Here is a 19,435-nt window from a genome sequence, read left to right on the forward strand (position 1 = left end):
GCGGCGCGAACTGCATTCGCCCGGGCTGCGTTCGCTCGGGCTGAACCGCACGGACTGAGACGGCACGGACTAAATCGGCATGGACTGAAGCGGCACGGACTGAACCGGCACGGACTCAACCTGCGGCGCCTGAATCCGCGTGGGCTCCCGCGGCCCGCCGGACTTTCCGCCGCTTTGGTCTAGACCTCGCATGATCGGCTGCTACCGTCAGCCCCCACGGCTCCGAACCGAGAGGGGACTGCGGTGGCAGACGACGGCAGGCGGCGACGGCGGGCCTTCATCGGCTCCTTCACGGCGGCCGGAGGCCCGGGCATCGTCACGGCGGCCGTGGACCCCTCCACCGGCGCCCTGACCGTCCTGAGCAGCCTGGATCACCTCCCCGACCCCTCCTACCTGGCCCTCTCGCCCGACGGCGGCATGCTCTACGCCGTCCGCGAGACGACCGGGGGCGCGGTCGCCGCGTACCACGTCACCGGAGACACACCGCGATCGGCCGGTCCCGCCGTGCCGGTCGGCGCCGGGCCCACCCACCTCGGCCTGCACGCCGGTCACGTCCTGACCGCGGACTACGGCTCCGGCAGCGTCACCGCCGTCCCCCTCCGTTCCGACGGCACCCTCGCCGACGCGCCGGCCGGCATGCTCCGGCACACCGGCTCGGGCCCGTGCGCGCCCCGCCAGCAGGGTCCGCACGCGCATCACGTGCGGTCCGACCCGAGCGGCCGGTGGGCCGTCAGCGTCGACCTGGGCACGGACTCGGTGCGCGTGTGCGCCCTGACCGACGGCGACCTGACCCTCCACCGGGAGACCGCGCTGCGCCCCGGCTCCGGGCCACGCCATCTGGCCTTCCACCCGGACGGCACGCACGCCTACGTCGTCAACGAACTCTCCCCGACCGTCACCGTCTGTCACTGGGACGCCGTCGACGGCACGCTGAAGCCGCTGACCGAGACACCGGTCCTGCCGGGCGCTCCGGCCGGCGACGCCTACCCCTCCGGCATCGTCTGCTCGCCCGACGGACGCTTCGTGTGGACCGCCACCCGCGGCGAGGACGTCCTGTCCGTGCTCGCCGTCGAGGGGGACGGCCTGCGCCTGGTCGGCACGGTGCCCTGCGGCGGGCACTGGCCCCGGGCGCTCACCGAGGCGGACGGCTTCCTCTACGTCGCCAACGAGCGCTCCGGCGACGTCACCTGGTTCACCCTCGACCCGGAGACCGGAGTGCCGCGCCGCGAGGGCGCGATCGAGGTCACCGCGGCCTCCTGCGTGGTCGTCGGCTGAACCTCCCAACCTCCCGAACGAGCCCACGGGCATGGCGAAGGGCCCGCTCCGTGGGAAGCAGGCCCTTTCGCCGTACCAACGTCTGACCCGAGGTGCGCCCGCGTCAGCGGACCGGAGCGCCCTGGGGCTGCTGCGGGGCGATGCCCAGCGCGGTCGTGTACTTGGCCAGCGCGAGCTTTCCGATGGCCGGGTAGGGGCCGAGCGCCTCGGCGGCGGAGCAGCCCGCCTCCTTGGCCGCCTCCTCGATCAGGCCCGCGTCGATTTCCGGCCCTATCAGGTACGGCGCCAGCGCCAGCTGCTGCGAGCCCGCGTTCCGCAGCTGCTCGGCGACGGAGGCGATCGAACCGTCCTGGTCCAGGGCCGCGGCCATCACGGGCACGGCCAGACGCGCGGCGAGCAGCATGCCGGTGATCCCGGCGGCCTGCACGGCCTCCTCGCCGCCCACCGAGGCCAGGATGATGCCGTCGGCGGCGGTCGCGACGGTGAACAGCCGGGCGCGGTCGGCGCGGGCCAGCCCGGCCTCCGACAGCCGTACGTGCAGCGCCTCGGCGAGCAGCGGGTGCGGGCCGAGCACATCGGTCAGGTCGGCCGCGATACGGCTCTCCATCACGGCCTGGCGGACCCGGCGCAGCAGCGCGCCGTCCGGGCCGGCCAGCAGCGGCACGACGACGGCCACCGGGCCGTCCGGCTCCCTGACGTCCAGTCCGGCGGCCCTGGCCTGCTCGTACCGGGCGGTGCGCTCCTCGGCGGCGTGCGTCAGCACGGCCTGGAGCGTGGGGAACTCCGCGTCGTCGCCGTCGAGGTACGCGATCCGGGCGTCGAGGCCGGGGAGCTCGGAGCGCGCGATGCTCACGACCTCCTCGGCGAGACTGCGCGTGGCGGCGCCCGGCGTGCCCGGCACCGCGAGGACGAGCGCGGGGGCACCCTCAGGAGCCGCCAGGGGCTCCGGGCGGCGGTGACGCCCGGGCTGGCGGGGGCGCGGCATTCGTACTGGCAGGCCGGACGCGGGCCCAGTGGGGGAGCTCATGGCGTCGCATGTTACTGGTTTCCTGGGTTCCCCTGTTCGGGGAGGGTGCAGGTGAGCGGTATCCGTCCGGTTTTGTCTGATGAGTTACGTACGGATCAGAACTGATCAGCGGTTTTTCGGAGGGGATCCTCACGCCCGGTGCTCACCACGTGCAGCATCGCCGCGTCGCCCGGCAGGGTGAGCGAACCGGTGGCCAGGCCGGTCGCGATGCGGACCGAGCCGTGCAGCGGATCGCCCTCGGGCGTCACTCTGCGTGCATGCGGCAGCCGCTCGGCCAACTCCTTCTCCAGGGGTACGAGGAGGGCGTCACCCAGCTGGAACAGGCCACCGGTGAGGGCGACTCGGGGCTCTCCGTCGGAGGGGCAGACGGCGGCCGCGGAGTCGGCCAGGTGCGTGGCCGCGGACCGCAGGATGCCGGCGGCGACGGTGTCGTGTCCGGCGCACTCCGCCACCCGCGGGGCGAAGGACGCCAGGACGGCCGGCCGGTCGGTGCGCGGGTACAGCTTGCCGGGCAGCTCGCGCGCGGATCCGAACATCTCCTCGGCGCGGGCCAGCAGCCGCGCGGAGCCGCCCGGTCGGCCGTCGTGGGCTCGCAGCGCCGCCTCCAGCCCGGCCCGCCCGATCCAGGCGCCCCCGCCGCAGTCGCCGAGCAGATGCCCCCAGCCGTCCGCCCGCCGCCACCGCTTCAGGTCCGTGCCGATCGCGATCAGCCCGGTGCCGCCGGCGACGACCGCCCCGGGACGCAGACCCAGGGCGCCTGTGTAGGCGGTGACCGCGTCGGCGACGAGCGCGACCGTACGGACACCGAACTCCCTGCCCAGGGCCGAGGGAAGGTCGGCCCGCAGGGCATCGCCCAGGGTGGCCAGACCGGCCGCCCCGATGACGGCCGTGTCCAGCCCGGTGACGCCGGCCTCGCTGACCGCCGCGCGGACCAGGGGAGTCAGCCGCTCCATGAAGTGGCCCGGATCGATGCCCCGTTCACCGGTGCGCACCGGCTCGCGGGACTCCCGTCCGGCCCGCGCACCGCCCACGACGGACCCCACGACGACACGGAGGCCGGAGCCGCCGGAGTCGACGGCGAGGAATCCGTCCCCCGCACCGGTCACGGCAGGCGCCAGTCCACCGGCTGTCCGCCCTGCCCGATCAGCAGGTCGTTCGCCCGGCTGAAGGGGCGCGAGCCGAAGAACCCGCGGTCCGCCGACATCGGCGAAGGATGCGCGGACTCCACCGACGGCAGCGGGCCGAGGAGCGGGCGGAGATTGCGGGCGTCACGGCCCCACAGGATCGACACGAGCGGCTTCCCGCGCGCCGCCAGGGCGCGGATGGCCTGCTCGGTGACCTCCTCCCAGCCCTTGCCGCGGTGGGCCCCCGGGCTGCGCGGGGCGGTGGTCAGCGCCCTGTTGAGCAGCAGCACGCCCTGCTGCGTCCACGGCGTCAGATCACCGTTCGACGGCTGCGGCAGCCCCAGGTCGGTGCCCAGCTCGCGGAAGATGTTGATCAGACTGCCGGGCAGCGGACGCACCTCGGGCGCGACCGAGAACGACAGCCCCACCGCGTGCCCCGGCGTCGGGTACGGGTCCTGTCCCACGATGAGGACCCGTACCTCGTCGAAGGGCTGCTGGAAGGCCCGCAGGACATTCGGTCCGGCGGGGAGGTAGGTGCGTCCCGCGGCGATCTCCGCGCGCAGGAAGTCGCCCATCTCGGCGATCCGCCCGGCGACGGGTTCCAGGGCCTTCGCCCAGCCCGGTTCGACGATTTCATGCAAGGGTCGTGGTGCCACGGGCGTCACCCTACTGCCGTACACGGCAGGGAGATCAACCGATGACCGGCACCCGGCCTCGACCCGGTCGGAAGCGGTCGTAACGCGGTGCGGTTCATCCGACCACCGCGGCCCTGACGCACAGCACGTCCGGCAGGTGCGACGCCAACTGCCGCCAGCTGTCGCCGTCGTCGGCCGACGCGAACACCTCGCCGTTGCGGTTGCCGAAGTACACGCCGGCCGGATCGGCGTCGTCCGAGCACATCGCGTCCCGCAGCACCGTGCCGTAGTGGTCCTCCTGCGGCAGGCCCGCCGTCAGCGGCTCCCAGCTCTTGCCCGCGTCGGCCGTCCGGAAGACCCGGCACCGCCGGCCGGCGGGCACCCGGTCGGCGTCCGCGTTGATCGGGAACACGTACGCCGTGTCGCCCCGGTGGGGATGGGCCACGGCCGCGAAGCCGAACGTCGAGGGCAGACCCTCGCCGATGTCGGTCCAGTGGGTGCCCGCGTCGTCGCTTCTGTATACGCCCCAGTGGTTCTGGAGATACAGCCGGTCCGGATTCGCCGCGTCCCGGGCGACCTTGTGGACGCACTGGCCGAACTCCGGGTTCGGGTCCGGCAGGAACACCGCGGAGACACCGGAGTTGGACGGCTCCCAGCTGGCGCCCCCGTCCTTGGTGCGGAACACCCCGGCCGTGGACACCGCCACCGTCACCGCGCGCGGGTCCCGCCTGTCGGTGAGTACCGTGTGCAGGCCCTCACCGCCGCCGCCCGGCACCCACTTCGACCGTGTCGGGTGTTCCCAGAGCGGACGGACGAGCTCGAAGCTCTCGCCGCGGTCCTCGGAGCGGTACAGCGCGGCCGGTTCCGTGCCCGCGTACACCACGTCCGGCTCGGCGGCCGCCGGGTGCAGCTGCCAGACCCGCTCCAGCGAAGCGTCCGTGTCCTTGGGGAACTTGACGGCCGGCTGCGCCGGTTCGGTCCAGGTGCGGCCCAGGTCGTCCGAGTGGAAGACGGAGGGCCCCCAGTGCGCGCTGTCCCCGCCGGCCAGCAGACGGGGTCGGTCCCCACGGGTGTCGATCGCGACCGAGTACACGGCCTGTGCGTTGAAATACGGGCTTTCGTCGAACTCCCAGGCCGCGCCCCGCCTGCGCCCGATGAACAGGCCCTTGCGTGTGCCCACGGCGAGCAGTACCTCGGTCATGCCGAACACCTCCGCGACGTCGTTGTCCCAGACACCCGCCAGTCTGCACCCCACCACTGACAGTCACCCCTGGAAAGGGCTTCACCGCAGGTCAGCGCGGCGATGGTAGCGGGCCGGGGCGGTTCGCGGGCCGCTTTGCGGAAGATGCCGCAGGGGGTGGGGGAGGAGTGGCACCGTCGATCGGGAAGCCCACTGTGAGCAACCCGGACACGGCTCCCGTATGGGAGGGAGGTCCGGCATGTTCGCGCGCTCGTGAGGAGGATGCCTTCGATGGCGTTCCGTGGTTCGAAGGTGTGGCTCTGGCGCTGGCGGCGCAATCCGCTCAAACGCCGGGCCGACGTGGTGGAGGCCTGGGTCGTGCTCGGCACATGGACCCTCACCGTCGTCGTGGGAGTGCTCGCCGGCCTGGGCATCGCCCGCTCCGTCGAGCGCGAGCTGGCCCGGGAACGCGTCGAGTGGCGCCCCGTCACCGCCCACCTCACCGAACAGGCTCCCGGGACGGCCACCGGGCACGCCGTGACGTCGAGCGGCGAACGGGTGTGGGCCAAGGTGGGCTGGACCGTGCCGGACGGATCCGCGCACACCGGCCAGGCCCGCGTCGAGCCCGGGAGTGCCTCGGGCACCCCGGTCACCGTCTGGACCGACCCCGAGGGCCGCCTCGTCACCCAGCCCGCCACCCCCGACGAGGCCCGCCTCCGCGCCGCCATGATCGGCGCCCTCATCGGCTTCGGCACCGCGACCGTCCCCTTCGTCGGCGGCCGCGTCCTGCGCGCCCGCCTGGAACGCCGCCGCATGGAGCAATGGGACGCGGAGTGGGCCCTGTTCGGTCCCTTGTGGGGGCGTACGACCGGTTGAGGGAAAGGTTTCAGCAGGCGCAACGGGCTCGTCGCGCCTGTGCCGTGCCGTGCCGTGCCGTGCCGCGGCGCCCTGCCGCAGCGGTTCACGCGACCGGATACGGCTCGGTGCGAAGGATCCGCTCGACGATCTCCGCGGCCCGCTCCGGGTGCTCCTCGAACCAGCCGCCGAGATGGTCCCGAACGGCCTCCTCCACGCACGTGCGCACCGTGACGTCGCCCAGCAGTCCGTGCGTGGAGCCGAGGAACTCGGGACGGTCCAGCTTCACCGACACGATGGCCGTGAGGCCCTCGCCGATCCGGTCGGCCGCGGGAGCGGGAACCGCATCCCTCAGCAGTCCCCGCCGGCGCGCGTGGGCGGTGACCGCGGCCAGCACCCCGTCGCGGAAGCCGTCGAGGTGCGTCCCGCCCTCGGCGGTGGCCCGGCTGTTGGCGAAGCCGCGCACCCTCTCCTCGCGGAGGCGGCTCCACAGCAGCGCCACCTCCATCGTCCCCGCCATGCGCGGGTCCTCCCGCTCGAAGCCGATGACGTCCGGCTCCAGGCCCGCCCCCGTCTCCGCGTCGAGGGCGGCCACGAAGTCCCGCACCCCGCCGGGGAACCGGAAGCGCACCTCCCTGGCCCCTCGGGCCGGGCGTTCGTCCGTCAGCGAGATCCCCAGCCCCGGGTTGAGGAAGGCCAACTGCCGGAAACGTTCCGCCAGCACGGCGAACGAGCACATCGTCGTCTCGAAGATCTCGACGTCGGGCCAGAAGGCGATGGTCGTCCCCGTGCCGGTCGCGGGCCCCACGGCGGCGGGCGGGGCGAGCGCCGCACCGCGCGCGTGCTCCTGGACCCGGCGGACCCCGTCGCGCCGTACCTCGGCCGTCAGCCGGCTCGACAGGGCGTTGACGACCCGGATCCCCCCACCGACATGAGCCACCGCCACGACGTGTCGGCCGCTGGGTGCGGGCTCGGCGCACAGGCCGGTCAACCGGGCTTCGAGCCCCGTCCCACCGCTCTCCCCGACGCCCCACGCCTCGAACGGAACCCCCGGCCCGTGGTCGGCGACCCGCACCCCGCCGTCGGCCGTGAGCGTGACGTCGACGGAGCACGCCCCCGCCCCCGGCACCTCGTTCACCGCCCGGCTCACGACCTCGAACACCAGCTGATGCAGGCCGCGTTCCGTGACCGAGCCGACCCACATCCCCGGCCGTTTGCGAAAGGCGTCCGGCCCCTCCAGAACCTCGATCCGGGCAACGTCGTACCCCATGCCGTCCCCCCTCATGAAAGCCCCCTCCTACGATGTCCGGTTGACCCCTCAGGCTAGCCAAGAACCAGGAAAACACCAGGTCAGAGCCGTCTCGCCGACGCCCTGGGTGGGCGGGTGAGGGCCTGCCGGAAGGGGGCCGACCCAGGGAGCGCGCAGCGCGGCCGGAGAGCGCCGGGGACCCCGCCGAGGCCGTGCACGCCCCCACCGCGGAACTCCCCGAGGCCGCCGATTCCGGTACGGCCGGGCGCATGGCCGATGACTTTTCGCGGCGTCGGAGGTCGTACTCCCCGCGACCCCACCACCCCGACCGGAAGGCCCCCGATGAAGACTCTGCGCGACACCCTGCACCGGTACGTCGACACAGGGAGGGTGCCCGGCGCCGTCGCCCTCGTCGCGCGCGGCGACGACGTCCAGGTGGTGACCGCCGGTTCCATGGACGCCGAGGGCACCGCACCGATGGCGAGGGACTCGCTCTTTCGGATCGCGTCCATCACCAAGCCCATCACGGCGGCGGCGGTCCTGATGCTGGTGGACGAAGGGCGACTGGCCCTGGACGAGCCGGTCGAGCGGTGGCTGCCGGAGCTGGCGAGGCCGAGCGTGGTGCGCACCCCGCAGGCCCCGGTCGAGGACGTCGTCCCGGCGGACCGGCCGATCACGGTGGAGGACCTGCTCAGCTTCCGCGCCGGCTGGGGCTTCCCCGACGACTTCTCCCTCCCCGCGGTGCAGTCGCTGTTCACGGTGCAGAAGGACGGCCGCTTCCCCCAGGACTGGCCGGACCACGACACCTGGCTGGGTCTCCTCGCGCAGGTGCCGATGGTGAGCCAACCGGGACAGGCCTGGCTGTACGGCACCTCCTCGGACCTCCAGGGAATCCTGGTGGCCCGGGTGTCGGGCCGTACTCTCCCCGACTTCCTCGCGGAACGGATCTTCGAGCCGCTGGGCATGAAGGACACGGCCTTCGAGGTCCCGGAGGCGAAGCGGCACCGCTTCACCTCGGCCTACGCCCCGTCTCCGGACGGCTCCCCGCAGCTGGTGGACGCCCCCGACGGGCAGTGGAGCCGCATGCCGCGCTTCCACTCGGGCGGCGGGGGCCTCGTCTCCACCGCCGACGACTGGCTGTCCTTCGCCCGCCTGCTGCTCAACGCCGGCGAAGCCGACGGCCGGCGCCTCCTCACCCCCACCTCGGTCACCCGCATGATCAGCAACCACCTCACGGCCGGACAGCGAGCCGCCGCCACTCTCTTCCTGGAGGGCCAGGGCTGGGGCTACGGCGGCCAGGTCGACGTCACCGCGTCCGCCCCGTGGACCGTCCCCGGCCGCTACGGCTGGGTGGGCGGCACGGGTACGACGGCGCACATCGTCCCGTCCACGGGGACGATCGCGATCCTCATGACGCAGATGGCGATGGAGAGCCCGACCCCGACGCCGCTGATGCGGGACTTCTGGAGCGCCGTGGCGGGAAGTTGAAGCCGTCCGGATCCCTTCCGGGACGGGATCCGCCTCAGATCCAGGTGTCGAGCCACATCCTGGCGCGCCAGTCCGCGTACGGGATCGTCTGCGCCGTGTAGATCGGGAACATGTAGATGAAGTTCCAGGCGATGAGCAGGACCAGCACACCCGCGGCCACCGCGCCCCGGGCCCGGCGATCGACGTTCGCCCCCGGTGGCCCCAGCAGCGCGCCGATCAGCATGGTCACGGCCAGGCACAGGTAGGGCACGAAGACGACGGCGTAGAAGGAGAAGGTCGTGCGGTCCTGGTACAGGAACCAGGGCAGATAGCCGGCGCCCACCGCGCACAGGACGGCGCCGGCGCGCCAGTCGCGGCGCAGGGCCCAGCGGTAGAGCAGGTACACCAGGGCGCAGCACGCCGTCCACCACAGCAGCGGCGTGCCCAGGGCGAGGATCGTCTGCGAGCAGTCCGTGCTGGCGTGGCAGCCGTCGGTGCCGGGTTTCGAGGACTGGTGGTGGAAGAGCACGGGCCGGCCCAGGACGAGCCAACTCCACGGGTTGGACTCGAACTTGTGTGCGGCGTGCAGGTCCACGTTGAACCGGTAGACCCCCTGTTCGTAGTGCCACAGGCTCCGGAGCGGGTCCGGGATCCACGACCAGGGGCCGCCCCGGTCGTCCGCCCAGTGACGTCCGTAGCCGTCGTCGGACAGGAACCAGCCGGTCCAGGTGACGAGATAGGCGACCACGGCGACCGGGGCGAGGGACAGGACCGACCGGCCGAGGTCCTTGCGCAGCACCGCGCGGTACGGGTGGCGTGCCCCGGCGACGCGGCGGGCGCCGACGTCCCACAGCAGGGTCAGGATCATGAAGAAGGCCAGGAAGTACAGGCCGTTCCACTTGGTCGAGGCGGCCAGTCCCAGGAAGAGGCCGGCCGCGAGCCGCCACGGACGCGCTCCGGTCCCGGCGCGGTCGCCGGTGTCCTGGTCCGGGCGCGTCCGGCCGTCCCGGTCCACCGGCAGGGCCGCCGCGAGCCGGGCCCGCGCCCGGTCCCGGTCGATCAGCAGACTGCCGAACGCCGCCAGGACGAAGAACATGACGACGAGGTCGAGCAGGGCGGTCCGGCTCATCACCAGATGGAGCCCGTCCACCGCCAGCAGCGCACCGGCCAGGCAGCCCAGCGCCGTCGACCGGAACAGACGGCGGCCTATTCGGCACAGCATCAGCACCGACAGCGTGCCCAGCAGGGCCGTCATGAAGCGCCAGCCGAAGGGATCGAGTCCGAACATCCACTCGCCGAGGGCGATCACCCACTTGCCCGTCGGCGGGTGCGCGACGAAGCTGCCGGTGTCGGAGAGGGAGATCACCTGAGGGTCCGCCAGGATCTGCGGGTCGGCGATCTTGCGGTCCGGCCAGGTGCCCTCGTAGCCGAGCCGCAGGACGGACCAGGCGTCCTTGGCGTAGTAGGTCTCGTCGAAGACGACCGCGTGCGGACTGCCGAGCCGCCAGAAGCGGAGCGCCCCGGCCAGGACGGCGACGAGCACCGGCCCCAGCCAGCTCGTCGCCCGCGCGACCCGCCCCGCCGGTGCGGGCGGCCTGAGGCCCAAGAGCTCCCAGAGGCCGGTTCGCGGCTCGGGAAAGGGCGGAACCAGACGGGCCCGGGTGTCGGTCCGGGGGAGTCCGGCATGACCGAACAGGCGCAGCCGTGCCTGCCAGTCGCTGGGTGCCGCGGTCGGACGGACGTCGTCGAGGACATCGGGACGCGGCGCGCTGCTACTCGTCACGGGATGACCATAAGTAATACTCCGCATCACCACGGACCGGGACGGCCGCCCACGGGCGCGTGTCGGCGGCCCGCGGGCGTGAGCGGCATTCGAACCGGCCGTGTTCACCCGCCGGCGATCACCTCCCGGCACAGACGCAGCAACCGCTCGTCCTCCAGGATGTCGCGACTGCCGAAAGCCTCGGGGGAGGACAAGTGCCGCCGCCGCGACGACAGTTCCGCGTCGGCCAGATCGCGCAGGGGCGTCGCGGCCGGACCCATCCCGACGAGATGCCCGGCGACCGTGCGGCGGGTCGACGGGGCCTGGGACCAGGCCCGGCGCAGCACCGGAAGGACGGGTTCGGCGTCTCCCTCGATCCGCCACAGGGCGTGGCCGGCCGCCACGCGTTCCGCCGGGACGTCCGACCGCGTGGCGCGCCGCAGCGCGGCCGAGGCGGGGCGAGCCTGCGGACCCAGCCGCGCCAGCACCTCCGCGGCCGACCGACGGCGCCGGGTGTCGCCGTCCGCCAACTCCCGCAGCAGCACCGGCAGGACGACGGACGCGTCCCCCTCCACCTCCCACAGCGCCCGGGCCGCCGCCCCCGCGCACCCGGAGTCCAGCAGCCCCCGCAGCACCGGTACGGCCTCCCGCGCGGTCGGCCCGAACGAGCCCAGCGCCCGGATCACGTGTCCCGTGTACGGCTCACCGGGGAGGAGGCCGGCCGCCGTGCCGCGCACCAGCCGCATCACCTCCGGCAGGGCCTCCCGGTCGCCCAGGGCGACGACCGCCGACAGCAGCGGCACGGCGAGGGCACGTCCGGCGGGCGAGTCGACGGATATCGCGCCCAACCGCCGCCGCACGAGGGGCGCGAGCGGAGCCGCGGCCGGGCCGAGGGGGACGATCACCTGTCCCAGATCCGCCGGTACCGCAGGTCCGGCCAGCACCTCGGCGAGGACCGGCACGGCCCGTGGATCCCCGCTCCGGGCCAGGGCCTTGAGGGGGCCGCCGAGGGTGGGCGCCCCGCTCCCGCACCGGCGCACCCATCGGTCCGGACGCGAGGTGACGAGCGTGGCCAGTCGGTCGGTGGCGGGGGCGGCGAGGCCGAACAGATCGGTGAGGACGGACACCGCCGCATCGCGCAACCGGCCCTCCTCCGCCGCCAGTTGCTCCCCGATCAGCGAGACGAGACGGGTGTGGTCGACGCGCCACTCCCGGAGCAGGCCCGCCGCCATCCACACACCGTTGCACCGGTCGGTCGGGTCCGGGCCGGTCAACTGTCCTTCCAGGAGGGCGATCCGGTCGTCCACCCGGTCACCGAGTCCGGCGTGCAGGGTCCGCAGCAGCCGCGAGCCCTCCTCGTCCGAGGGGCGCAGCCGCTCCAGACGGCCGACGAGCGTGTTCGCCCCGGGCGACCCGACCTCCTCCCGCCTGACGGGGCGGGCCGCCGAACGCTGCCCGAGCAATCGGACGACAAGCGGCACCAGGTCCGGCGGCAGGCGGTCGGGAGCACGGTCGGCGAGCTGCCCGAGCGCGGCGAGCCGCACCCCTGGGTCGTACATCGGCGCGCTCTGGGCGACCAGCAGCTCCAGCGCCTCGGCGGCATGCGCGGGGTGCCGTCGAGCGAACAGCCCGAGGCTCTCCGTCAGGGCCAGCAGGACCCGGTCGTCCCGTTCCACGGTGAACCGTTCGCGCAACAGGCCCAGAACCCGGGCCGGTTCGTCGAGGAACCGCACGAGCGCGGACACGGCCGTCCAGCGCACCTCGGCGTCCTCGTCCCCGGCCGACCGCACGAACACCTCGGCCCGCGAGCGGATCAGGGCGCCGGCCCGGGAGGAAGCGCTGCCCGCTCTCGCCGCACTGTCGCCGTTCCTCCGGTCCCCGACCGCTCCGCTCCCGTTCCCGTTTGCGTTGCCGTGCCCGTCCTCGGGCTCCCGCCCGATGCTCACCAGCAGTTCGACGATCCCGCCCCGCTCCGGCACCTCCTCGCTCGCCGCGAGCGCGAGGAGGAACGGAACGCAGGCCAGTGTCGAGTCGTAGACCGCCCCCTGGTCGTGCACCACGCCGTACATCCGGTCCAGCGCGTCCTCCCGCTCGGTCCGGTCCGGGGAGGCGAGTCCCCGCAGCAGCGCGGGCACGTCCTCCGCGCTGCCGTGCGCATGCCGCAGCGAGGCCCAGTCGACCTCGTCGATCCCCGTGAAGTCGATCCCCGTGAACACGTTGTCCTCCCCCGGCGAAGTACCCACTGATCGGAGTCTGCACCACGGCACTGACAACGAAGCGGAATCGGGATGTGACTCTGTGCGAACCAGGCCAAGAGGCGCCACCGAGCGGAATTACGACGGGATTTGGCCCCTTTCGGGCAGAGCGCGCAGCAGGATCGCGTCCAGGTCGGCCGCGTCGGGCAGGGTGCCGAAGGAGTGTCCCCAGTCGCCGCCGAGCCGGGTCGCGCAGAAGGCGTCGGCGACGGCGGGCGGCGCGTGCCGGACCAGCAGGGCGGCCTGGAGGGTCAGGGCCATCAGCTCCACGAGCCGTCGCGCACCGCTCTCGGAGGCCCCGGTCAGCTGCCCCTCGAGACGCGTCACGGCCGCGTCCAGCCGGGCGTCCGCCCCCTCGGCGAGGGCGAGTTCGCCGAAGAGCGCCTCCGCCGCACCGGACTCCCGCCGCAACGCCCGCAGGACGTCGAGCGCGTTGACGTTGCCCGACCCCTCCCAGATCGACAGCAGGGGAGCCTCGCGGTAGTGGCGGGGCATGCCGGAGTCCTCGACGTAGCCGTTGCCGCCGAGGCACTCCAGGGCCTCCGCGGTGAAGGCGGGACCCCGCTTGGTGACCCAGTACTTGCCGACGGCGGTGGCGATACGGCGGAAGGCCGCCTCCCTGGAGTCCCCGCGCACCGCGCGGTCGGCCGCACCGGCCAGCCGTAGCGTGAGGGTCGTCGCGGCCTCGGACTCCAGGGCCAGGTCGGCCAGGACGTTGCGCATCAGTGGCTGGTCGAGCAGGCGCGCGCCGAACGCGCCGCGGTGCCGCACATGATGTCCGGCCTCGACGAGCGTCTTGCGCATCAGCGTCGCCGACATCATCACGCAGTCCAGCCGGGTGCAGTTGACCATCTCGATGATGGTCTTGACGCCCTGTCCCTCCGGGCCGACCAGCCAGGCGACGGTGCCGTCGAACTCGGGCTCGGAGGAGGCGTTCGACCGGTTGCCCAGCTTGTCCTTGAGGCGCTGGATGCGGAAGGGGTTGCGGCCGCCGTCGGGCAGGACGCGCGGCACGAGGAAGCACGAGAGGCCGCCGGGCGCCTGGGCCAGCACCAGGAACACGTCGCACATCGGCGCCGACGTGAACCACTTGTGGCCGCGCAGCGTGTACACGCCGGACTCGGCGGTGGGGGTGGCCGAGGTGGTGTTCGTCCGGACGTCGGAGCCGCCCTGCTTCTCGGTCATCCCCATGCCGGCGAGCAGGCCGCGCTTCTCGGTCGGCACCCGCAGCACGGGGTCGTACTCGCGGCCGGTGAGCAGGGGCTCGTAGACCTTCGCCAGTTCCGGCTCCTTGCGCAGGGCCGGGATCGCCGCGTACGTCATCGACGTGGGGCAGCCGTGACCGGCGTCGGTGTGCCCCCACACCAGCCCGCCCGCCGTACGGGCCACATGGGCGCCGGCCGACTCGTCGGCCCAGGGGGCGCCGGCCAGGCCCTCGGTCACCGCGACCCGCATCAGGTGGTGCCAGCTCGGGTGGAAGTCGACCTCGTCGACGCGGTTGCCGTACCGGTCGTGGGTGCGCAGTTCGGGCTCGTGCCGGTTGGCGAGGTCGGCCCACTTCTGGGCCTCGGCGCTGCCGGCGACGCGGCCGAGCCGCCGGATGTCCTGCTCGGCCCACCCCGCGCCCTCCCGGCGCAGCCCCTCCAGCAGGGCCGTGTCCTCGGAGGCGTCGTAGGGGGCCAGGGGAGGGGGCTGGTTGGTGACGTCGTGGGTGCGGGACCGCTCGTGCGGGAGTGTCGAGACCATGCCCTCCATGTTGCACTCTCGCTGCGGCTGTAGCAATGACGCAACACAAAGGCGCCCGTACAGTACGTGACCATGCGGAGGAACGTGTCAGTGCAGCCCGGAGAGGTCGACCTGCGGCCGCTGTCCGCGCGGTCGGTCGTGCTGAGCCTGCTGCTGGGCGCGCATCCGCCGGAGATGGCGGTGAAGGACCTGGTCCGCGCGGTGGAGCCGTTCGGGGTCGGCGGATCCACCCTGCGGGCCGCGCTCAGCCGCATGGTGGCCGCCGGTGATCTGCGGCGCACGGACTCCGTGCACCGCCTCAGCGACCGCCTGCTCGCCCGCCAGGGCCGTCAGGACGAGGCGGTGCGCCCCCGCACGCGCGCGTGGGACGGCGACTGGGAGCTGCTCGTGATCACCGCGACGGGCCGCGGCCCCGCCGAACGCGCCGACCTGCGCACCCGGTTGACCGCGCTGCGGCTGGCCGAACTCCGTGAGGGCGTGTGGCTGCGCCCCGCCAATCTGCGCCGCCCGCTCCCGGACGAGCTCGACCAGGTGGCCGAGCGCTGCACCGCACGCCCCGGCCGTCCCGCGCCCGGCCTCGCGGCGGAGCTGTGGCCCCTCGACGCGTGGGCGGACACGGCCCGGGCGCTGCTGGCGCACATCGCCCGCGCGGACCGGCCCGCCGACCGTCTCACCGCCTTCGCGGCCGTCGTACGCCATCTGCTCGCCGACCCCGTGCTGCCGGCCGAACTCCTGCCGGACGGCTGGCCGGGGGAGGAGCTGCGCGCCGCGTACACGGACTACCAGGACGAGTTGGCGGAGACGGTCCCGCAGCACGCCCGGCGCGCATGACGCGGCGGTCGTACGAAGCGCCGTGGGGGGACGCTTCGTACGACCGCCTTCACCTACCGCGGGGGACGGCTCACCTGTAGGTGATGTCCGAGGTGGCGTACTTGCAGTTGGTGCTGTCCGGGCCGGTGCCGACCGCGGTGTTGTTGTTGTACTTCTGGCAGGGGATGACCTTGCGGCCGGAGTCGTTGAGGATCGTGATGCCCCTCAACGTCGCCACGTCGTTGCGGTTGACGTTGATGCCGACCAGACGCGCGGTCGAGCCCGTGCCGGTGACCTCGATGTTGCTGAGGTTGACCTGCCGCGTGTACTGCGTGGAGCAGTCGCCGCAGGACCGGTAGAGCGTCTTGAACTCGCTGACGGCGAAGTTGGAGATGTTCACCGTGCCGGGCCCGTTGTGCTGGAACACCTTGTCGGCGGCCTTCTTGGCGCCGCCGCCGATCACGTTGTACGTGGAGCCGCCCCGGAAGGTGGCGGCGTCCTCGCCGACGTCCTCCCACCACACGTTCTGGAGCGTGCAGCTGCCCTCGCAGTGGATGCCGTCCGCCCCGGGCGCGCCGATGATGACGTTCTTCAGCGTCGCGCCGGCCGCGAGCTTGAAGATCGGGTCCTGGCCCTCCTCCTGGCCGTCACCGGCCAGGGCGCCGGTGCCGTAGAACTTCTTCATCGCGTAGTCCTTGGTGCCGGACACGGAGATGGTGGCGGAGGTCCCCTGGCTGCCGTTGGCCGTCGGCCATGTGGCGGCAGCGGCCGGCGGTGCTCCGATTGTCGTGATCATGACAGTGGAAAGGCCGAGAACGGCCAGCGAACTGGTCAGTGCGCGCCTGCGGAGGCGCGGACGTGCCGAAGAAGTCATGTCCCGATTCCTTCTTCCTGGTTGGGGGGTGGTCAGGGCTGTCCGGCTCCCGCGCCGCTCGTCACCGGGGCGTGTCCGTCCCCGGTGAGACCGGGCGTACGTGTGGGGGGAGAACGCGCATGCGGATGCGTCCCTTCAGGTGCCTGTTGGTCATGTAGCTGAACGTTGTGCGTATTTCTGAACGCCACGTGCAAGCAACATGACCATGGAGCCCCGGAGCGGTGCGGGTCGGTCACACTGCTGAACGGAACGTAGGGGGCAAGCGCTTTCTAGTCAACGCTTCGCGCAGAACATATTCGGCCGACCCGGGTCGATCCTGGTGGGCGCGGCGAGCGAATTCTTTCGACGCGTGGGAGCGCTTCCATGGCAGGCATGTCCATGCCACGATGCTCGCCGGACGCCTCCCTTCCGAGAGGTGCGACCCGATGAGGGCTCCCCCCACGCGTACGTTCACCGGCGCGCCGGTGTTCACGCTGCCGCTCGCGAGCCCGACGGACCGGGCGCCGGGGCCGGTGGCCCGGACCGACTCCACCCGCTGACCGCTCCACCCCGCACCACGTCCCCCGAGCCGCGACCAGAAAGGGACCGGACGTGACCACCACCCCCCGCACCACCAGGAGACCACTCCTGTGTACGGCGCTCGTGGCGCTCCTCGGAGCGCTGGTGCCGCTGCTCGCCGCCACCGTCCTGACCGCGCCCACGGCCGTGGCCCGCCCCCGCGCGGCCGACGCGGCCCCCACCGCGGCACTCACCGAGGTGACCAACTTCGGCACCAACCCCAGCAATCTCCAGATGTACCTGTACGTGCCGGACAACGTCACCGCCAAACCGGCGGTCGTGGTGGCCGTGCACTACTGCACGGGCTCCGGGCCGGCCATGTACAACGGCACCGAGTGGGCCCAACTGGCCGACCGTTACGGGTTCGTGGTCGTGTATCCCTCGGTCACCCGGGCCAGCAAGTGCTTCGACGTCGCCTCGCCGCAGGCGCTGACGCGGGGCGGCGGCAGCGATCCCGTCGGCATCAAGTCGATGATCGACTGGACCGTCCGCACCTACTCCGCCGACACGAGCAGGATCTTCGCCACCGGCATCTCCTCCGGCGCGATGATGACCAACGTCCTGCTCGGCGTCTACCCCGACGTGTTCGCGGCGGGAGCCGCCTTCTCCGGTGTGCCGTTCGGCTGCTTCGCCACCACCAACGGCTCCGAGTGGAACAGCGAGTGCGCGAACGGCGCCATCAGCCGCACCCCGCAGGAGTGGGGCGACCTGGTCCGCGCCGCCTACCCCGGCTACACCGGTCCCCGGCCGCGTATGCAGACCTGGCACGGCACCCAGGACGACGTGCTGCGCTACCCCAACTTCGGGGAGCAGATCAAGCAGTGGACCAACGTCCTCGGCGTCAGCCAGACCCCGGCCGCCTCCGACACGCCCGTCTCCGGCTGGAACCGCACCCGCTACGGCGGCATCGGTGACCGGGCCCCGGTCGAGGCGATCAGCCTCCAGGGCGTCGGCCACAACCTCTACGTCAACGGCATGGCCTCCCGGGCCCTGACCTTCTTCGGCCTGGACTCCTCGGGTCCCGCGCCCCAACCCCAGCCCGGCGCCTGCAAGGTGACGGCCACCACCAGCGCCTGGAGCACGGGCCTCACCGGTTCGGTGACCCTCACCAACACCGGGACCACCACCCTCAACGGCTGGCAGCTCGCCTTCACCCTGCCCACCGGGCAGACCATCACCAACGGCTGGGGCGCCACCTACGCCCCGGCCTCCGGGACCGTGACGGCGACCAACGCCGCCTACAACGCGACCCTCGCCCCCAACGCGAGCGTGACCATCGGCTACCAGGCGAACCACGGCGGTAACAGCGGGGCCGCGACCGCCTTCAAGCTGAACGGGACGGTCTGCACCTGACGCGCGACCCGCCTCGTGCCTGTGGCCGCGGATGACCGTCCGGGGCCACAGGCACGAGGCGGATGGTCACACCGACCGGTGGTACTGGTCCGGCACACGCACGTCCCCGCCCAGTTCCCGTGCCGCGTGGCGGGCCCAGGAGGGGTTGCGCAGGAGTTCGCGGCCGAGGAGTACGGCGTCGGCCTCGTCGTTGGCGATGATCTTCTCGGCCTGTTCGACCTCGGTGATCATGCCGACCGCGGCGACCGGGAGGGAGGTCTCGGCCTTGACGCGGGCGGCGAAGGGGACCTGGTAGCCGGGGCCGGTGGGGATGCGGACGCCCGAGGCGTTGCCGCCGGTGGACACGTCGAGGAGGTCGACGCCGTGGGACTTGAGGTCGGCGGCGAGGCGGACGGTGTCGTCCGGCGTCCAGCCGCCCTCGTCCAGCCAGTCCGTCGCCGAGATGCGGAAGAGCAGCGGCTTGTCCTCGGGCCACACCGCGCGCACGGCGTCGACGACCTCAAGAGCGAAGCGGGTGCGGTTCTCGTAGGAGCCGCCGTAGGCGTCGGTGCGGTGGTTGGAGTGGGGCGAGAGGAAGTTGCCGATCAGGTAGCCGTGGGCGCCGTGGATCTCGGCGACCTCGAAGCCGGCGGCGAGGGCGCGGCGGGCCGCGTCCGCGAACTGGCCGACGATCTCCTGGATCTGATCAACCGTCAGCTCCGTCGGTACCGGGTGCCTCTCGTCGAACGCGATCGGGCTGGGCCCCAGCGGCTGCCATCCGAGCGCGTCCGGCCCGAGTGGCGCGCCGCCCTTCCAGGGCTGGTCGGTGGATCCCTTGCGCCCGGCATGGGCGAGCTGGATGCCCGGCACGGTGCCCTGGGAGACCAGGAAGCGCGTGATCCGGCGGAACGCCTCGACCTGGGTGTCGTTCCAGATGCCCAGGTCGTAGGGGGAGATGCGGCCCTCCGGGCTGACGCCGGTGGCCTCGACGATGATCAGGCCCGTACCGCCGGCCGCGCGGGCCCCGTAGTGGGCGAAGTGCCAGTCGTTGGGGGCGCCGATGTCCCGGCCCTCGGGTGCCGCGGAGTACTGGCACATCGGCGGCATCCACACCCGGTTGGGGAACGTCACGTCGCGCAGGGTGTAGGGCTCGAAGAGTGCGCTCACGGCGGGCTCCATTCGTCACGGGACCGGTTGTCGGCTCGTACGATAGGCATCGTAGTACGTAGAGTGTCAAACTACGAGGGGTCTCGTACAATGGATGTCCCCGAACGAGTGGAGCCGCC

The 19,435-nt window shown here is 72.8% G+C and carries 15 protein-coding genes; 5 read left to right on the forward strand and 10 right to left on the reverse strand.

Annotated elements, in window-relative coordinates; translation table 11 throughout:
• The first annotated feature begins 243 nt into the window (after window positions 1-243).
• Entirely contained in the window at window positions 244-1,275 is a 1,032-nt protein-coding gene (locus tag K4B79_RS21060; RefSeq protein WP_232028381.1) for a lactonase family protein, read from the forward strand.
• A gap of 103 nt (window positions 1,276-1,378) precedes the next feature.
• Here the strand turns inward: K4B79_RS21060 and K4B79_RS21065 are convergent, their stop codons facing one another.
• From K4B79_RS21065 to K4B79_RS21080, 4 genes are all read right to left on the reverse strand, one after another.
• Complete coding sequence (locus K4B79_RS21065) at window positions 1,379-2,302, reverse strand: sirohydrochlorin chelatase (protein WP_232028382.1); 924 nt, start codon at window positions 2,300-2,302, stop codon at window positions 1,379-1,381.
• 95 nt (window positions 2,303-2,397) lie between these two features.
• Entirely contained in the window at window positions 2,398-3,408 is a 1,011-nt protein-coding gene (locus K4B79_RS21070) for an N-acetylglucosamine kinase (protein WP_232028383.1), read from the reverse strand.
• A complete protein-coding gene (locus K4B79_RS21075) occupies window positions 3,405-4,082 on the reverse strand; it encodes a uracil-DNA glycosylase (RefSeq protein WP_232028384.1) in 678 nt (225 codons plus the stop codon). Before K4B79_RS21075 ends, K4B79_RS21070 begins: the two co-directional genes overlap by 4 nt.
• Before the next feature lie 94 nt (window positions 4,083-4,176).
• Complete coding sequence (locus K4B79_RS21080; protein ID WP_232028385.1) at window positions 4,177-5,262, reverse strand: WD40/YVTN/BNR-like repeat-containing protein; 1,086 nt, start codon at window positions 5,260-5,262, stop codon at window positions 4,177-4,179.
• Between the two features lie 270 nt (window positions 5,263-5,532).
• On the opposite strand from K4B79_RS21080, the gene K4B79_RS21085 reads away from it, so the two are divergent.
• Window positions 5,533-6,117: an Rv1733c family protein gene (locus K4B79_RS21085; protein ID WP_232028386.1), complete on the forward strand. Its 585-nt coding sequence runs from the start codon at window positions 5,533-5,535 to the stop codon at window positions 6,115-6,117.
• A gap of 85 nt (window positions 6,118-6,202) precedes the next feature.
• Here K4B79_RS21085 and K4B79_RS21090 read toward each other — a convergent pair whose 3' ends face one another.
• A complete protein-coding gene (locus tag K4B79_RS21090) occupies window positions 6,203-7,366 on the reverse strand; it encodes an ATP-binding protein (protein WP_232028387.1) in 1,164 nt (387 codons plus the stop codon).
• Between the two features lie 321 nt (window positions 7,367-7,687).
• On the opposite strand from K4B79_RS21090, the gene K4B79_RS21095 reads away from it, so the two are divergent.
• Complete coding sequence (locus K4B79_RS21095; protein ID WP_232028388.1) at window positions 7,688-8,833, forward strand: serine hydrolase domain-containing protein; 1,146 nt, start codon at window positions 7,688-7,690, stop codon at window positions 8,831-8,833.
• 34 nt (window positions 8,834-8,867) lie between these two features.
• Here K4B79_RS21095 and K4B79_RS21100 read toward each other — a convergent pair whose 3' ends face one another.
• The 3 genes from K4B79_RS21100 to K4B79_RS21110 form a co-directional block, all read right to left on the reverse strand.
• The gene (locus tag K4B79_RS21100; RefSeq protein ID WP_374208499.1) at window positions 8,868-10,622 is read right to left on the reverse strand and encodes a dolichyl-phosphate-mannose--protein mannosyltransferase; all 1,755 of its coding nucleotides are present in this window, start codon (window positions 10,620-10,622) and stop codon (window positions 8,868-8,870) included.
• Window positions 10,623-10,699: 77 nt separating this feature from the next.
• Window positions 10,700-12,643, reverse strand: coding sequence for a HEAT repeat domain-containing protein (locus tag K4B79_RS21105; protein WP_232028888.1), 1,944 nt, complete (start codon window positions 12,641-12,643; stop codon window positions 10,700-10,702).
• Between the two features lie 264 nt (window positions 12,644-12,907).
• Entirely contained in the window at window positions 12,908-14,575 is a 1,668-nt protein-coding gene (locus K4B79_RS21110; protein WP_232028390.1) for a DNA alkylation response protein, read from the reverse strand.
• Between the two features lie 72 nt (window positions 14,576-14,647).
• On the opposite strand from K4B79_RS21110, the gene K4B79_RS21115 reads away from it, so the two are divergent.
• Window positions 14,648-15,406 carry a PaaX family transcriptional regulator C-terminal domain-containing protein gene (locus tag K4B79_RS21115; RefSeq protein WP_232028391.1) on the forward strand — a complete coding sequence of 253 codons (759 nt, stop codon included), beginning with the start codon at window positions 14,648-14,650 and terminating at the stop codon, window positions 15,404-15,406.
• Between the two features lie 70 nt (window positions 15,407-15,476).
• Here K4B79_RS21115 and K4B79_RS21120 read toward each other — a convergent pair whose 3' ends face one another.
• Window positions 15,477-16,259: a pectate lyase gene (locus tag K4B79_RS21120; protein WP_232028392.1), complete on the reverse strand. Its 783-nt coding sequence runs from the start codon at window positions 16,257-16,259 to the stop codon at window positions 15,477-15,479.
• A gap of 591 nt (window positions 16,260-16,850) precedes the next feature.
• Here K4B79_RS21120 and K4B79_RS21125 point away from each other — a divergent pair.
• Entirely contained in the window at window positions 16,851-18,170 is a 1,320-nt protein-coding gene (locus tag K4B79_RS21125) for an extracellular catalytic domain type 1 short-chain-length polyhydroxyalkanoate depolymerase (protein WP_232028393.1), read from the forward strand.
• A 66-nt stretch (window positions 18,171-18,236) separates the two neighbouring features.
• On the opposite strand, the gene K4B79_RS21130 is transcribed toward K4B79_RS21125, so the two are convergent.
• The gene (locus K4B79_RS21130) at window positions 18,237-19,316 is read right to left on the reverse strand and encodes an NADH:flavin oxidoreductase/NADH oxidase (RefSeq protein WP_232028394.1); all 1,080 of its coding nucleotides are present in this window, start codon (window positions 19,314-19,316) and stop codon (window positions 18,237-18,239) included.
• Window positions 19,317-19,435: the final 119 nt, after the last annotated feature.

Origin of the sequence: Streptomyces lincolnensis, from assembly GCF_021173675.1 — a bacterium.
In the GTDB taxonomy this organism is placed as follows: domain Bacteria; phylum Actinomycetota; class Actinomycetes; order Streptomycetales; family Streptomycetaceae; genus Streptomyces; species Streptomyces lincolnensis_B.

What these genes read in the sequence shown, in the direction of transcription:
- K4B79_RS21065 (WP_232028382.1), bottom strand. Translation starts at nt 2,302, where the DNA reads ATGAGCTCCCCCACTGGGCCCGCGTCCGGCCTGCCAGTACGAATGCCG.
- K4B79_RS21080 (WP_232028385.1), bottom strand. Translation starts at nt 5,262, where the DNA reads ATGACCGAGGTACTGCTCGCCGTGGGCACACGCAAGGGCCTGTTCATC.
- K4B79_RS21085 (WP_232028386.1), top strand. Translation starts at nt 5,533, where the DNA reads ATGGCGTTCCGTGGTTCGAAGGTGTGGCTCTGGCGCTGGCGGCGCAAT.
- K4B79_RS21090 (WP_232028387.1), bottom strand. Translation starts at nt 7,366, where the DNA reads ATGGGGTACGACGTTGCCCGGATCGAGGTTCTGGAGGGGCCGGACGCC.
- K4B79_RS21095 (WP_232028388.1), top strand. Translation starts at nt 7,688, where the DNA reads ATGAAGACTCTGCGCGACACCCTGCACCGGTACGTCGACACAGGGAGG.
- K4B79_RS21100 (WP_374208499.1), bottom strand. Translation starts at nt 10,622, where the DNA reads ATGCGGAGTATTACTTATGGTCATCCCGTGACGAGTAGCAGCGCGCCG.
- K4B79_RS21105 (WP_232028888.1), bottom strand. Translation starts at nt 12,643, where the DNA reads ATGTACGGCGTGGTGCACGACCAGGGGGCGGTCTACGACTCGACACTG.
- K4B79_RS21110 (WP_232028390.1), bottom strand. Translation starts at nt 14,575, where the DNA reads ATGGTCTCGACACTCCCGCACGAGCGGTCCCGCACCCACGACGTCACC.
- K4B79_RS21115 (WP_232028391.1), top strand. Translation starts at nt 14,648, where the DNA reads ATGCGGAGGAACGTGTCAGTGCAGCCCGGAGAGGTCGACCTGCGGCCG.
- K4B79_RS21120 (WP_232028392.1), bottom strand. Translation starts at nt 16,259, where the DNA reads ATGACTTCTTCGGCACGTCCGCGCCTCCGCAGGCGCGCACTGACCAGT.